This window comes from Bacillus mobilis, from assembly GCF_001884045.1.
GTDB lineage: Bacteria > Bacillota > Bacilli > Bacillales > Bacillaceae_G > Bacillus_A > Bacillus_A mobilis.
The window spans coordinates 1-14888 of the sequence record NZ_MACF01000104.1 but is presented as its reverse complement, the minus strand read 5'-3'; the positions used below and the strand labels follow the sequence as shown (position 1 = coordinate 14888).

Below are 14888 nucleotides of genomic sequence, written 5' to 3'. Positions count from 1 at the left end.
TTTCTCTCCCCTATATCATTTACTCTTCAGCTATTAACCCAAGTTGCTGTTTCAGCGTAAGATTATCTTCTAAATGCCAGTCTTCCGTTATCTTTCCGTCTTTCACATGTAAAATATCAATAGCAAAAAAATTGATTTTCTTATCATTGTGCGTTCCTGTAAAAGAAAGACGAGCTGTTACTTTATCCCCGGCGACTAATAAATCTTCAATCTCGCAATGTATATTAGGAACGACTTTATGAAAATTTTGTGCCGCAAACTTTAATCCTTCCTTGCCTTGTGGTCGCCCTTTCGGCAATGTATTATCAAAAAATTTTTCAGTAACAGTCTGCGGAATAAGTTCCTCTTTACCTGTATCCCAAAATGCATAAAAACGCTGTGCTGCATGAACCATCTCTGTCGCTTCTTTTTTACTTAGTGAGGGATCAATTGTCATTGCTTTTGGCTTTGGCATTTCTTTTAATAACTGGACTTCCGTCTTTTCTTCCACGCCGCATGCTACAAGTACAATACAAACAACAAACAAACTAAGGAATCCAACCAACTTTTTTATCCCCATGAAAATCACCTCCTCCTCATCTAACCCCTTTGTATTTCGTATTGCTATTGTATATGTACTAACTTCCTTTATGGAAGTAGTGATATTTTTTTCATATAGTTACCAAAAGTATAGTTTTGTGATACTATAAAGCAAATTCATTCAAAAAATTTTATGGAGGCTAGTTCCATGAACAATATAGATCCAGTTGAATTAACGAAAGGTTTACCTGGCATACCTTGTCCTATCGCTAAAACGCTTGATGTAATTCGTACAAAATGGACGTTTTTAATCATTCGTGACCTTCTTATCGAAGGAACATTGCGCTTTAGTGATTTACAAAAATCAATGGACGGGATTAGTCCGAAAACATTATCGCTTCGACTAAAAGAATTAGAATCTCAAGGCATCATAACGAGAAAAGTATATCCAGAAGTTCCGCCTCGTGTAGAGTACACATTAACGGATAAAGGAAAGCAATTAGAGGGGATTTTCATTGAATTAAAACGATTTGGATTAAGCTTATAGAGTGAAACTTTAATCAGCCCTCACCAATCGGACTTTTATGGGCAGCCCGACCCCCACCTAAATTCTTTGCTTTCAGTGAATTTTTAGGTGGGGGTCTTACTGCCCATTAAAGCGGGATAAAACAAAAACCCCTTACCGTCGTAAGGGGTTTAATTACTTCGCAAAACTTTCAGCTAGCTGTTTCTCTCTCCACATAAATGTAATGCCGAGACCAACTATTAAAACAACTCCTGAAAATGCATATGGATAATGAATATTCATATCAAATAATATTCCGCCCATCGCTGGTCCTGCGATATTTCCTAAACTCGTATAAGTCGAGTTCATACCAGCAACGAATCCTTGCTCTTTTCCGGCTGCTTTTGATAAAAACGTCGTTAAAGCTGGACGAAGTAAATCAAATGCTAAGAAAATGAAGCAAGTAACGAGAAGTACAATCCAATAATTAAAGACTACAGTTGAGACGAATGCTAATACTGCACCTACAATTAAACATATTTGAATTAACACTTTTTCACCGAACATGTCGACCAATTTGCCAAACATAAATACTTGCACAACTACCCCAAAGATGGAGCTAATCGTAATAATTGCTGCAATATCTTTCGGTGTAAATCCAAACTTATGATCAGAAAACAGACTAAACACAGTTTCATACGCCGATAATCCGAATGCGAGTACAAATACGATAATAAATGCAATTGCATACATTGGATGTAATGATTTCTTTAAATCACCAATAAAACTTGATTCTTTCGTGTTAGCAGAAATCTCTGCAAGCTCTTCTTTCGTTAACGGTTCTTTCAAAATAAAGATCGAAATTACACATGCTATAAAAGCAATTGCTGCTGCAACGAAGAATGGCACACGTATACCGTATTCTGCAATAAATCCGCCAATTCCAGGCCCTATAATAAATCCAGTACTGATTGCTGCAGATAAATATCCCATCGCCTTTGGACGTTCTTGCATAGAGGTAATATCCGCAACATATGCCGTAACACCAGGCATAATAAACGCAGCACTAATTCCGCCTAACACTCGTGCTACATAAAGCATCCACACATCTTTTCCTAATCCAAAAAGAAGTTCTGAAACACCAAAAATAAATAACCCAATGATGATCATTTTCTTCCTGCCGTAAAGGTCAACCCACCGGCCTGTAATAGGTGACGTAATAAGCTGAGCCATTGCAAACACTGCAACGAGATATCCCATCGTCTTCCCTGTTAAACTCATGTCATTCATAAAGGACGGCATAACCGGAATGATTAATCCAATCCCTAAAAAAGCGATAAATATATTACTCAAAAGAATGACCAATACCATCTTTTGTTCTTTTATCGGTTTCTTCACTTTTTAACACCTCTTCCCGTTAGTTCCTCAAAAAAATAATGCCCAAGAAGCTTTTTCTTTATCCTGCTATTTGTGGGCTAATCATGAGTAGAGATGCCTCTACTCATTAGAATTTCACACTATCCTTCCACACATACATAAGCATTAGGTGAATGACTATCATTCAGTTTTCCTCAAAAATGAACCTACCTTTTCAGACAGGTTCATCTCACTATTTCTTTATATGTAGTGCATGTGTTAAAAAATCTAGTACTTCTGCCTTTTGTAGCTCGACTTGCTCATCATCTTTATGATCATATAAATAAACTTGTTCCGCTGCTGACTCAACAAGAGCAATAAATAACTTCGCTGTTCGCTCCGCATGAACCGAATCACGAATTTCACCAGCTTCTTTCGCCTCATTTAAAAACTCGCTTAGCCACATATAAAGAGGCTCATACACAGCTTCCCATTCTTTTATATGTTCTGTAGATGCAAGACCCGCATACATTAAAGCCTGTATTTCACGATATTCCGCTATAAAGTGAAACACCGCATCTATTACTTGCGTCACTTTATTTGAGAAAGGCGCATCGTTTTGCACTTTTTCTTTCACTGCAAGTATCATCTTTTCAACCATCACTTCTGCTATTGCAGGCATAACAGATAACTTAGAAGGAAAATATAAATAGAAAGTTCCTTGTGCAATGCCAGCTAATTTCACGATATCAGAAATCTTCGTTTTTTCAACGCCCTTTTCCTGAAACACTTCAATAGCTGCATAGACAATTTTCTCTTTTTTATTCATCATCTAAACCCTTTCAAACGCGTATTGAATGACTGTCACTCATTTTATAAAATAACTAGCTGTACTGTCAATTATCGTGTACTTTTTATAACAAAAATCTCCTAACGACTTGTTAGGAGATACAATATATTTTTACGACAGAGCCTTTAATCCTGTCACTCCGCATACAATAAGAGCCACACTAATGATACGTGCTTTACTTTTCGACTCACCGAACAGAAACATGTTTAATAAAACGGCACCTGCTGTTCCAATACCAATCCAAACCGCATACGCGACACTTACTTGTAAAAATAAGAAAGATGTATACAAGAATGCGAAGGATGTAGCAAACCCGCCTATATAAAGCGCACCATTTGCTAATGTTTTATCTTTACTATACATTTTTAGACCGATCACACCGACTATTTCACTAATTGCAGCACAAAATACGAAAAACCAACCCATCTTTAAGCAGCTCCTTCCATAGTTTCTTCTTTATTATCAGCTAGCTTTAAACCGATAACGCCAGCTACAACCATCACGATGAAGAATAACTTTCCTATACTGAAACTTCCTCCGAAAAGGAATACATCCATTAAGAAAGTACCTACCGTACCAGCTCCGGCAAAAATGGCATATACAGTTCCTGTCGCAAGATGTTCACACGCTTTAGAAAGGAAGTGAAAATCAACAGCAATAACTCCTAAAATAATAATCCAATGCCACCAAGTATCGGCCGTATTAAAACCAAATACCCAAAAAATTTCAAAGATACACGTTAATATGACATATAACCAAGCTCTATTTTTCATACCTCTCACCTCTTATGACTGACTATCAGTCATTTTTGTTTTAAAAAAATATGCTCTTTCAACACTACTATATATAAAACAACTATCATCCTCATTTACCATTATATTTGTTCCATTTCCAAGCTAATTGTATCCACTCACCGAAAAAATGACTGAATGTCATTCATGAATATTGTACATGAATATTTTAAAAGCTGTCAATGCCGAAAGTTTATTTAAAATTTATTTCATCCGATTTGTATATTTCCTAATAATCTGTTAATACTGCTAGTAACATAATATTTTCTCCACTCCCCCTTGGAGAGATCCCTTTAATAGAGCAGTTAGCTTGTGCTAGCTGCTCTTTTTTACTTTTGTTTCACCCAACATACCGAATCATCGCCACCTCATCACAATAATCAACCTTTGGACAATGTCTACAATCAATCCATACTTTCTCTGGTAACGCCTCTCTATTCACAAAATCAAAACCGCACTTTTGAAAAAATTCCGTTTCATATGTTAAAGAAATAACTCTACTCACTTTTATTTTCGCTGCCTCATTGATTACATGGTTCACTAACATACGCCCGATTCCTTTTCCTGCATATGTATGTGAAACGACTAATGACCGAACTTCTGCAAGGTCCTCCCCTAACACATGTAAACCAGCAACTCCAACAATTTCTTCCCCTTCTTTCATAACATATAAACATTGCAAATATTGATAGAGAGACAAAAGCGAACGCGGTAAAACCACTCCCTCTTTTGCATAAGCTTCAATGAGACTATAAATTTCTTTCACATCACTCGTAACTGCATTAAAGATTTTCATATTCTATCCCCTTGCCACCGATATTAATATTTATAAGCATAATTGAATTTTAATACATAATTTTATATAATAATACATCTCTCCTTTCTCCCCGTCAATCACTTTATACAAACAAAAAACCGAGCAATCTAATCGATGCTCGGTTCTTCATTTCGTATCGGTAATACGGTCGAATATTTAATTTCACGAAGTGCTAAACTCGTCTGTATCCTTGTAATACCAAGCTTATTCAGCTTTCTAATAAACTGCTCTAGTTCTTTACGATCACGATTTGCAACCTTTAATAAATAATCATACTCTCCTGTTAAGCAGTGACATTCTAACACTTCCGGCATCGATTCTAATTCTTTTTCCAACACGTCAAGTTTATCTGATTTATGAATATTTGTACTCATAAAAATGAAGCATAACAAATCAAAACCAAGCTTTTCTTGATTTAAAATGGCTACTTGCTTATCAATGAACCCTTCTCCATCTAATCTTTTTATTCTCGCATGCATCGCAGCTGGTGATAAATTAACGCGTCGCGCAAGCTCTGCATTACTTACTTGTGACTCCTTCTGCAATATATCTAAAATTTGTACATCTAAATCATCTAACACTTTAATAACAGACGACTCCATCAAAATTCCCCCTTTTTATTACCGATGATTATTCGAAAAAACACCTTACAATCTATATAAAACTGAATATCTTTCCATAAATAGCATTCAAAACAAAATATTTTATCGACTTTTTTCCATTATACAAAATAATATATTGCATAATAAAGAAAAATGCTAAAATTATTTATAATTCACATTGATTACAACAAAGGGGATTTTAGTATGCCTTATTTTTATGTCTTTTTACTATTACTAACGAGCTTATTATGGGGAGGAAATTTCGTCGTTGGAAAATCGCTCGTTGATCACGCGTCTCCGATGACACTTACAAGTTTAAGATGGATGATTGCGATTGTTTGTTTATTACCGATGGTTTGGTTTAAAGAAAAGAAAATCATTCCACCTCGTGCTGCAATACTTCCGTTAATACTAATGGGGATTTCAGGGGTCGCCCTTTTTAACATCTTTCAATTTCTAGCACTAGAAAAAACATCTGCAACGAATGTAGGGCTTATTTCTACATTAAATGCGATTTCCATTGCACTATTTTCAGTATTATTTCTAAAAGAAAAAGTAAATACACTTCAAATTCTATCCATGATTCTTTCATTCTTTGGGGTTATTCTTGTCCTATTAAAAGGTAACTTTGCACTTTTATTTTCACTACATTTTAATAGTGGCGATTTATGGATGCTTGCGGCTGTTTGTATTTGGGGCATGTATTCTGTTTGCAGTAAATGGGCAACAAAAACAACTACACCGCTCATGGCAACATTATACTCTGGTATTTTCGGTGTTATTTTATTACTGCCATTTAACATTGGGAGCTTCACTGTTACAAATATAAATACTTCCTTCATCACATCCCTTTTATATACAGGGCTTATTTCAACGGTTCTTTGTATGGTGTTTTGGAATATTGGCGTACAAAAATTAGGAGCTACGACATCCGGTATTTTTCTAAATTTCAATCCGATTTTCACAGCTATTTTAGCATTCCTTTTCCTCGGTGAAGAACTAACGTGGATACAAATTGTAGGGACAATGATCGTTGTAACGGGATGTTATTTATTTTCCCATTTCAAAACGGTTGCTGTTCAGCCAACTAGAGCTTTAATGCGGAAACATTCTTAACAAAAAAATGTCGCCACCAAAGTGGCGATATTTTTATTTACCTTTCATTTCTTTCACATACTGCTTTTCTTCTTCTGGCGATAAACGTTCTGTTGCCTTTCCAGTATCACCACCTTGAATTTCCCACAAAAAGTTATGCTCCTCGACCGTTTGTGAAAAATCACCTTTCTCCCAGCGCTCTAAAGTAGCAAGTAGCTTTGATTTATATTTAAAATTTGTACTACTTTCTACCGCCTTCTTGGCACTAACAATTTCCTTATTTGTCATTTCAATAAACCCCCATTTTTCAGAGGATTTCACTTTTTGATGTACCATCCTATGCATGGTAGAAATAATTTCATCCTCACTAAACTGTGGTTTCTCTTCCGCAACTTTCTTGTCCTGTTGGCTCATCACTTTTTGTGTTTTAAGACTCTTCTCCTCTTCCTCTATATAATTAAGCAGTTTAGTAACACCGAATACAGCTCCTATCGCAATTACAATCATTGTAATTGCCCCTATTATCCATTTTTTCATATTATGTACTCCCCATTCCCCTAATAATCACATAAACAAATGGAATCGCCTGCGCACAGCCGATTCCATTTGTTTCCTTATTTCATTTTAAACCTTCATCGCTTCTTGCACAATATAACTATCCACATATTGCTTGAATTTTATGATTTTTCCGTTTTCCATCTGCCATACGTGAACAAAATCTGCTTCAAATGATTTTCCCGTTTCTTTATAAATTCCTGAATAAACACCTTCCGCAATAATTACATCTTTTGCGTTTACTTCATGGTACATATTTACTCTCGCTTTATAATCATCCCATTCTGATCCTAATCGGCTAAATACATTTTCCATTATTGCTTCCAAACCTATATAAGTTCCCCCATACGGGAATCCTTCTGCCTCTGTCCATTCTACTTTTTCAGAGAGGGCTTCTGCTAAATGTTTTGCATTCGAAGGAGCCGATCCTTCATATGTACTTCGAATAATTTCTAAATTTGATTTAGGCATGTTACTTCCTCCCATTCTATTTATTTTTCGCACAAGATGTAACCTATATAGTTACACCTTGTGCGAAAAAATATTTAAATTGTTTTATTCTTAATCCACGAGTTGTAATCATTATAGTTACAATGGTGATTCAAGTCAACAATTTATAAATAAGTTTACTTCGTTTTCATTACTTTCTCTTTTAAGAAACGATCTACATATCCTTCTGCTTTTACAACGAATAAATACGCACCCATTGCTAGTAATGCAAGATCTAATTCATATCCTGGATTCTTTCCATCTCCTAATAAACCTGCTGCTCCATTTACCTTTACGATAGCTCCAGCTAAAATAAGTGCAAATAACAATCCTACATATTTTACGCCTAAACCGATAATTAATAAGATGCCACCAACTAATTCCACAGTTGCCACGCCATACGCAAGAACACCCGGTAAGCCGATACTTGTAAACCATCCTGCTACGTTATCGATACCTGATTGAAACTTCGCTAAACCGTGCGCAAAGAATGTCACTCCTAACACGATGCGAATAATTAAATTCCCAATATATTGGTTCATTTTGAACTCTCCTTTTTGTTTTGTTATGGTGAACTTTTATTTACAAGTCAAAACAATACGGTATTTCATTTCATTCGTCAAATACTTTTTTAAAGAAAACAAAAAACATTATCCCATTTACGGATAATGTTTTCTTACAAAATAGCGCTAATTCAAGCTTTTACTCTATCGCACAAAAAAAGTTGAAACATTTTTCCAGCACCAACATACGGCAACAAAGACAAGTCCTCTTCTACAACCATTCCAACAACATTCACTTTCTCATCCTTAGACAAATCATGTACAACAACTTGCATCTCCCCAGCATATCTACCATACAATTCATTATCAATTGTAATGCTGCCTTTCTTTCTTACAATGGTATGCATCGGCTGTACAATCACCTTGTTTTCTTCTCGTGATTCTACAGAGCGAATGACATCACGAGCTGGATCTAGTCTATTTGTATGCACTTGTTCTACCATTTTTAATACTTCATTTTTCTCTATCAATGGCTCATACCGCAGCGGAATAATTCCTCTGCTCGCACTTGCTATCTCTTGTACACTTTCTACACTTCCGCTTATATCCCCGATTAACACCTTATCGACACCACAATCTTGTACAAGTTCTAAGTACGCTTCAAGCGGGCGCATATTGCGGTGCTTTTCTAACGTTGGTAAGCCTTCATATAGCGGACCACGTTTTTCCCCATCTCCCGGAATAAATGCCATCGTTTTTATGCCGCACTCATGTAAGTATTCGTTTTGTTTTTGTAAAAATGATTTTGCTAGCCCTGTTTCTGGACGTGGATAAAAATTATGCCACGCTTCTACATTCTCTACCTTTATATTTTCTATGATTAACTCTTCCCAAAATGAATCCGTAATCGTACTCGCATTTAAAGCTACTTTCATTTTATGGGATACGCGTGCGATTTCTTTCGGCGCAATGCCATAGTCCATTCGTAAACCAGTAATGCCCCAGTTTACTAACTCTTCGACATTTTCGTACGTCATCCCTAAATGGTGTAACGACTTTGGAGAAACATCGACCATTAATTCCATTTCATTTTCGAGAGCTTGCTTCCCGAGTATTTGAATTAACTCTTTATACGTATTTGGATCATCTTCTGGAATGTGCAATGATGTAAAAATAGATGAAAACCCGTTTTCCTTCGCTACTTTTAGCCACTCTTCTTGTTTCTTTACTCGTTCTTTTGCAAGATAAATTGAAACTCCTATCATATGAATCTCCCTTTCTATGAATAGAAAAAGAGAAAGGAATCCCTTTCTCTATATGTTTTCTGCCATTTCTTCCTTAAATCCGAAGAAGTACGTAAAGATAAATCCGAACGTATATGCCACTACTAATCCAAGGAAATATAATAAATATTTATTATCAGCAATTAACGGAATTAATGATAATCCTGATACGCCAATTCCGAGTGCGGCTGTTTTCATAACTGCTTGGAATGCACCGCCAACTGCCGCTCCTAAACAAGCTGTAAGAAACGGTTTCCCAAGTGGTAATGTAACCCCGTATAATAACGGTTCGCCGATTCCTAAAAACCCAACTGGTAATGCACCTTTAATTACGTTACGAAGTCGTTTGTTTTTTGTTTTTACAAAAATCGCAATCGCTGCTCCTACTTGCCCAGCTCCAGCCATTGCTAGTACTGGTAATAAAGGCGTTACGTGCGTTTGATTAATAAACTCCATATGAATTGGTGTTAAACCGTGATGTAATCCGACCATAACGAGCGGTAAAAATGTTCCAGCAAGCACTGCTCCTGCAAACGCTCCGCCAATACTTAAAATACCGTTAATCCCGCTTGTAATTCCTTCAGATAAGAAACCTGCTACCGGCTGAATCGCTAACATCGTTACGATACTTACGACTAATACAGTAATGAGTGGTGTCACGATAATATCAACTGCATTTGGCACTGCTTTTCGAACTTGTCTTTCCACTACAACCATAAGCCATGCTGCAAAAATAACTGCAAACAATCCGCCCCGTCCGGGTACGAGCGCTTCACCGAATAACTTTACATTCGCCATCGCTGGGTTAAAAATTAAAATACCAGCAATTGCCCCAAGAACGGGTGTCCCGCCAAATTCTTTCGCTGTATTCCAGCCGACTAAAATTCCTAAGAATGTAAAGATACCGCCACCAATGAGTAGTAGCATTTGTAGCCACGTTGCATTCGGATCAGCACCTGCGTTTTTCGCAAAGTTAGCAACCCCGTTTATAATTCCTGACGCAACAAGACCTGGAATTAACGGAATGAAAATACTTCCTATTTTTCGTAAAAAGTTTTTCACTGGCGTATTATTTTTCTTCTTCCTCTCTGACTTCATCTCTTGCCCAAGATCTTCAAGGTGATGATCTGCCACCTCACCAATTCGCAGTCCCGTTAAACCTTCCATTTCAGCTGCTACTTTATTTACTGTCCCTGGCCCAACAACAACTTGAAGCGTCTCATCTTCAATAACACCCATAACCCCTTCAACCTTTTTCAAAAGTTCCATATTCACTTTACTTTCATCATGAAGCGTTAATCGCAGTCTCGTCATACAATGAGCAATGCCACGAATATTCTTTACTCCCCCAAGTTGCTCTGAAATTTCTCTGGCCATTCTCTCTTCTTTCTTCATAATAGAATCCCCCTCCCTATTATTTTATAATGCCTTCTTCACAAACCCTTTCGCTTCTTTTAATTTTCCCAGTGCTTCCCCATACTCACACTGCAATAACACCATAACAATCGCAGCTTTCACATTACGTTCTGCTTTTTCATAATACTCCGCTGCTACTTCATAACTAATCCCTGTTGCTTCCACAATAATTCGTTTTGATCTTTCTACTAATTTTTCATTTGTGGATTGAACATCTACCATTAAATTTTTATATACTTTCCCAACACCAATCATAGAAGCTGTTGAAATCATATTCAGCACTAATTTTTGCGCTGTACCAGCCTTCAAACGCGTTGAGCCTGTTAAAATTTCTGCGCTTGTTTCTACTTCCACATTTAGTTTTGCATATTTACTTATTTCAGCATTTTTATTACAAGAGACACTTGCTGTACTTGCTCCCACGCTAGCCGCGTACTTCAAACCACCAATTACATAAGGCGTGCGACCACTTGCCGCAATTCCAATCACTGTATCTTTCTCGTTTAATCCAATACTTTTTAAATCTTCTTCCGCTAACTCTTCGCGGTCTTCGGCACCTTCCACCGCTTTAGTAAACGCTTTCAATCCACCTGCTATAAATCCTTGCACCATTGTATCATCTGTGCCAAATGTCGGTGGACATTCCACTGCGTCCAGAATACCTAAACGACCACTCGTACCAGCCCCAATGTAAATTAGTCGGCCTTCTTTTTCAAAAGATTGAATAACAACCCCTACAACCTTTTCAATTTCTTCTATTTCATTTTCAACTGCTAATGCAACAGTTCGATCTTCTTCATTCATACTTTGCAACACTTCTTTTATGCTCATCTCATCTAAATTCATCGTCTTCTCATTCCGATGTTCTGTCGATAAATTTTCTAACATATTATCACCTGCTTTGAAATTTTATTTCATACTTTTATTATAACTTTAAGAAATTTAAAATCAATATCACTTTATTATTTTATGAAATTTTATTTCTTTTCATGACGAATTTATGTCTGTACGAAAAAAAAGATGGGTTTCCCCATCTTCTCATTTTAGCTTCCGTAAGCGCAAAGCTTCTTCTCTTGTCTCCATAAATTGATCCAACACTTTATTACCGATACGATTAAACGTAATGACATATAAAGCATCAATCATATTCAGTTGCGTCATTCTCGAAGCAATACTCGCAATACGATGATCTTGTTCTACATCTGGCATACAAAGACGAATATCCGCCTCTTTATATAACGGTGATGATTGATCGAGCTTTGTAATCGCAATAACTGTTGCACCTTGTCTCTTCGCATATTGCGCCATTTCAAGCACATCTTTCGTACGACCAGATGTTGAAATCGCCACAAATATATCGCCCTCTTTTAAATTCGTCACAAGCGGCAACATCATATGAAAATCAGATAGCATCATCGCTGTAAATCCGAGCCTTGTAAATTTATAAGCCCCGTCCATCGCCGGAGTAGCTGATCCACCTACTCCGTAAAAGATAATTTTATCCGCATTTACAATAAGGTCCGCTGCTTTCTCAAGTTCCTTCTTATCTATAGCCGTCACGCTCGCCTCAATTGCAGCTTTATTCACATATGTAACTTTATTAAACAAATCGTACGGTCCATCTTCCGTATTCATCACTGAAAAATCGTTAATATTATAATCAGCAATCGTTAATTCACGAACGAGCGCGATTTTAAATGCTTTAAAGCTTCCGATTCCAATCGATTTACAAAAGCGAACAACACTCGCCTCACTTGCGCCTGCATTCGTTGACACTTCTTTCGTCGTTAAATTCGGAACAATTTCTGCATTCCCCATTATGTACATGGCAACCTTCTTTTCAGCTGGTGAAAATTGATCCATATTACTTTCAATTTTAAATAGTAACGTTGAAGCTTTCACTATTTAACCTCCACTTCTTACGGTTGCTTATATTCTTTAATCTCATTTGTATCATATAAATAAAAACCATCATTACCAGGTGGATGGTGAACAATTACAGTTCGATCCCCTTTTTTATATGAAGTTATTTCACCTTCAGATTGCTGTTTTTCCCATCCACGTATCCAAATTGCAAAGTCAGGTACAAAAGCAGTGTACTTATAGTCTTTCGGATTTTCGTCTTCTACGTAGGAAGAAAAAATAGAAACTGGAAAATCTTTCACTTTTGACTCTTTCCATGCAGTAAACGGTATACATAGTGCAATAAGTGTGATTACACCGATAACCTTTCCCTTCGTAATCTTCACACATTTTCTCCCCTCGACTTATCATATACGTAGATTTTACCATAATTACAACCTATTCACGCTATATGCCTATCGCTTTTTTCCAATAAAAAAAGAGCTTACCTACATGAGATAAGCTCTTCCTCTCTATACAAAATATTTTTTCAAAAGCGGTGGTGTAATAATCGTTGTTAATATAACAACAATAACAATCGCTGTGAAATTTTCTTTCGCCAATAAATTCGCTGTAAGTCCATTTGCTGCAATGATAAGCGCTACTTCACCACGTGATACCATCCCCGCACCGATACTAATAGAAGATTGAAGGTTGAATCCTGTTAATCTTGCTCCTAAACCTGATCCAATTAACTTTGTAAAAATCGCGATAAGCGTCATGATGATAATGAACCAAAGCTGACTTCCAATTCCTTGAAAGGTAATTTCCATTCCAATACTTACGAAGAACACTGGCACAAATATCGCATACGCAATCGGTTCAATTTTATGTTCTACTTCGTGCTTATACTCTGTTTGAGAAATGGCAATTCCGGCTGCAAATGCTCCGATAATACCTGCAATCCCCATCATTTCACTATAATACGAAAAAGAGAAACAAATAATAAGAGCTGCACTAATTAATGCCTCAGTTACACGAAGTGGCACGAGCATTTTCATAATCCAAGGCACAACTTTCCAGGCAATAAAAACAATGCTGACAAAGAAAATAATTTTCTTTACGATAACAAGTGTTATATTCACATCTTGCGTTCCTAAAAAACTCATAACGAACGCTAATAAAATAACGACGATGACATCATCAAATACAGCAGCACCTAAAATCGTTGTACTTTCTCTCGTATTCATTTTCCCTAAATCTCTTAGCGTTTGCACCGTAATACTAACTGACGTTGCGCAAAGTAATAATCCTAAGAAAATCGCATGAGATTGTATTAATCCAAACAACAATCCTGTTACGTAACCACCGATGAAAGGAAAAATAATTCCACCAGCCGCTACTGCAAATGATGATTTCAAATTCCGATTTAACTCTTCTAAATCTGTTTCAAGCCCTGCCATAAACATGAGTAGTAAAACACCAATCTCACTCAGTTCATCGATCAATTCAGAACTATTAATAATACCAAGTACAGCTGGACCGATAATAATACCGACAAGTAATTTACCAAGTACAGAAGGCTGGCCAAGTCTTACGCTAATATCGCCAGCTAATTTCGTACAAAGTAAAATGACAACAAGTTCAAAATAAAATAACATAGCATCTGCTCCTACTTTAACTTTAATGAGTGGGTCATTAACCCTCGTCCATTCCTGCCAGTAGTTTCCCCTATTTATTCGCATTTTATTTGTCACATTTTAATTTGACAAAATATTCTGAATTATAATAAAATTAATCCAGAATTTTAAAAAAACTACATACCATAACTGTACCTCCATTTACCTACATACTCTTTTCTAGTGGGCTCATACTATATTCGCAGTTATGGAAATGAAAAAACGGGGGGAGAGTCCAAAGTGAAGTCATTATTACGAAAAAAACCGCTTAGTACTGAATCACCACGGCAGCTAGATAGAACATTAACGGCACTCGATTTAACATTTTTAGGAATTGGTGCCGTAATTGGGACAGGGATCTTTGTATTAACAGGTATTGTCGCAGCGAAACATTCTGGTCCTGGTATTATGCTATCATTCCTTATTGCTGCATTTACTTGTGCTTGTGTAGCCTTTTGTTATGCCGAATTTGCTTCTTCGATTCCTGTCTCTGGAAGTGTGTATACTTACGCATATATGACAGTCGGAGAAGTCGTCGCCTTTATCGTTGGCTGGTGTTTAATGCTCGAATATTTACTTGCAGTCG

Annotated in this window: 19 protein-coding genes; 3 read left to right on the top strand and 16 right to left on the bottom strand. The window is 36.7% G+C overall.

The annotated features are described in order from the left end of the window. Positions 1–19 precede the first annotated feature (19 nt). Positions 20–559: an ester cyclase gene (locus tag BAQ44_RS17610; protein ID WP_071722634.1), complete on the bottom strand. Its 540-nt coding sequence runs from the start codon at positions 557–559 to the stop codon at positions 20–22. 168 nt (positions 560–727) lie between these two features. On the opposite strand from BAQ44_RS17610, the gene BAQ44_RS17605 reads away from it, so the two are divergent. Then, positions 728–1066, top strand: a complete 339-nt coding sequence (locus tag BAQ44_RS17605; RefSeq protein ID WP_001059468.1) for a winged helix-turn-helix transcriptional regulator — start codon at positions 728–730, stop codon at positions 1064–1066. Between the two features lie 153 nt (positions 1067–1219). On the opposite strand, the gene BAQ44_RS17600 is transcribed toward BAQ44_RS17605, so the two are convergent. From BAQ44_RS17600 to BAQ44_RS17575, 6 genes are all read right to left on the bottom strand, one after another. Further along, positions 1220–2422, bottom strand: a complete 1203-nt coding sequence (locus tag BAQ44_RS17600) for an MFS transporter (RefSeq protein ID WP_061677864.1) — start codon at positions 2420–2422, stop codon at positions 1220–1222. 211 nt (positions 2423–2633) lie between these two features. Beyond that, positions 2634–3212, bottom strand: a complete 579-nt coding sequence (locus BAQ44_RS17595) for a TetR/AcrR family transcriptional regulator (RefSeq protein ID WP_063263507.1) — start codon at positions 3210–3212, stop codon at positions 2634–2636. 129 nt (positions 3213–3341) lie between these two features. Beyond that, the gene (locus BAQ44_RS17590; protein ID WP_000539674.1) at positions 3342–3656 is read right to left on the bottom strand and encodes a DMT family transporter; all 315 of its coding nucleotides are present in this window, start codon (positions 3654–3656) and stop codon (positions 3342–3344) included. 2 nt (positions 3657–3658) lie between these two features. Beyond that, a complete protein-coding gene (locus tag BAQ44_RS17585) occupies positions 3659–4003 on the bottom strand; it encodes a DMT family transporter (protein WP_071722632.1) in 345 nt (114 codons plus the stop codon). A 358-nt stretch (positions 4004–4361) separates the two neighbouring features. Further along, positions 4362–4817 carry an N-acetyltransferase gene (locus tag BAQ44_RS17580; RefSeq protein WP_063263505.1) on the bottom strand — a complete coding sequence of 152 codons (456 nt, stop codon included), beginning with the start codon at positions 4815–4817 and terminating at the stop codon, positions 4362–4364. Positions 4818–4945: 128 nt separating this feature from the next. Beyond that, on the bottom strand, positions 4946–5440 hold the full coding sequence (locus BAQ44_RS17575) for an Lrp/AsnC family transcriptional regulator (RefSeq protein ID WP_061677859.1): 495 nt from the start codon (positions 5438–5440) through the stop codon (positions 4946–4948). A 204-nt stretch (positions 5441–5644) separates the two neighbouring features. On the opposite strand from BAQ44_RS17575, the gene BAQ44_RS17570 reads away from it, so the two are divergent. Continuing rightward, on the top strand, positions 5645–6556 hold the full coding sequence (locus BAQ44_RS17570) for a DMT family transporter (protein WP_071722630.1): 912 nt from the start codon (positions 5645–5647) through the stop codon (positions 6554–6556). A 33-nt stretch (positions 6557–6589) separates the two neighbouring features. Here BAQ44_RS17570 and BAQ44_RS17565 read toward each other — a convergent pair whose 3' ends face one another. The 9 genes from BAQ44_RS17565 to BAQ44_RS17525 form a co-directional block, all read right to left on the bottom strand. After that, the gene (locus BAQ44_RS17565; protein ID WP_063263502.1) at positions 6590–7072 is read right to left on the bottom strand and encodes a PRK06770 family protein; all 483 of its coding nucleotides are present in this window, start codon (positions 7070–7072) and stop codon (positions 6590–6592) included. Between the two features lie 87 nt (positions 7073–7159). Further along, positions 7160–7561 (bottom strand): nuclear transport factor 2 family protein, encoded by a 402-nt coding sequence (locus tag BAQ44_RS17560; protein WP_071722628.1) that lies wholly within the window; start codon positions 7559–7561, stop codon positions 7160–7162. 155 nt (positions 7562–7716) lie between these two features. Continuing rightward, a complete protein-coding gene (locus BAQ44_RS17555) occupies positions 7717–8121 on the bottom strand; it encodes a DoxX family protein (protein ID WP_071722626.1) in 405 nt (134 codons plus the stop codon). Between the two features lie 152 nt (positions 8122–8273). Continuing rightward, on the bottom strand, positions 8274–9347 hold the full coding sequence (locus tag BAQ44_RS17550; RefSeq protein ID WP_071722624.1) for a DUF871 domain-containing protein: 1074 nt from the start codon (positions 9345–9347) through the stop codon (positions 8274–8276). Positions 9348–9395: 48 nt separating this feature from the next. Continuing rightward, complete coding sequence (locus BAQ44_RS17545; RefSeq protein ID WP_071722621.1) at positions 9396–10760, bottom strand: PTS transporter subunit EIIC; 1365 nt, start codon at positions 10758–10760, stop codon at positions 9396–9398. Between the two features lie 24 nt (positions 10761–10784). After that, positions 10785–11669, bottom strand: a complete 885-nt coding sequence (murQ, locus tag BAQ44_RS17540; protein ID WP_071722619.1) for an N-acetylmuramic acid 6-phosphate etherase — start codon at positions 11667–11669, stop codon at positions 10785–10787. Between the two features lie 150 nt (positions 11670–11819). Beyond that, on the bottom strand, positions 11820–12683 hold the full coding sequence (locus tag BAQ44_RS17535; RefSeq protein WP_061677853.1) for a MurR/RpiR family transcriptional regulator: 864 nt from the start codon (positions 12681–12683) through the stop codon (positions 11820–11822). Positions 12684–12700: 17 nt separating this feature from the next. Continuing rightward, entirely contained in the window at positions 12701–13030 is a 330-nt protein-coding gene (locus BAQ44_RS17530; RefSeq protein WP_061677852.1) for a hypothetical protein, read from the bottom strand. A 126-nt stretch (positions 13031–13156) separates the two neighbouring features. Then, complete coding sequence (locus BAQ44_RS17525; RefSeq protein ID WP_071722616.1) at positions 13157–14368, bottom strand: cation:proton antiporter; 1212 nt, start codon at positions 14366–14368, stop codon at positions 13157–13159. Between the two features lie 117 nt (positions 14369–14485). Between BAQ44_RS17525 and BAQ44_RS17520 the strand changes: the two genes are divergently transcribed. After that, the coding region (locus tag BAQ44_RS17520) for an amino acid permease (protein ID WP_116758379.1) at positions 14486–14888 on the top strand (403 nt) is incomplete at its 3' end.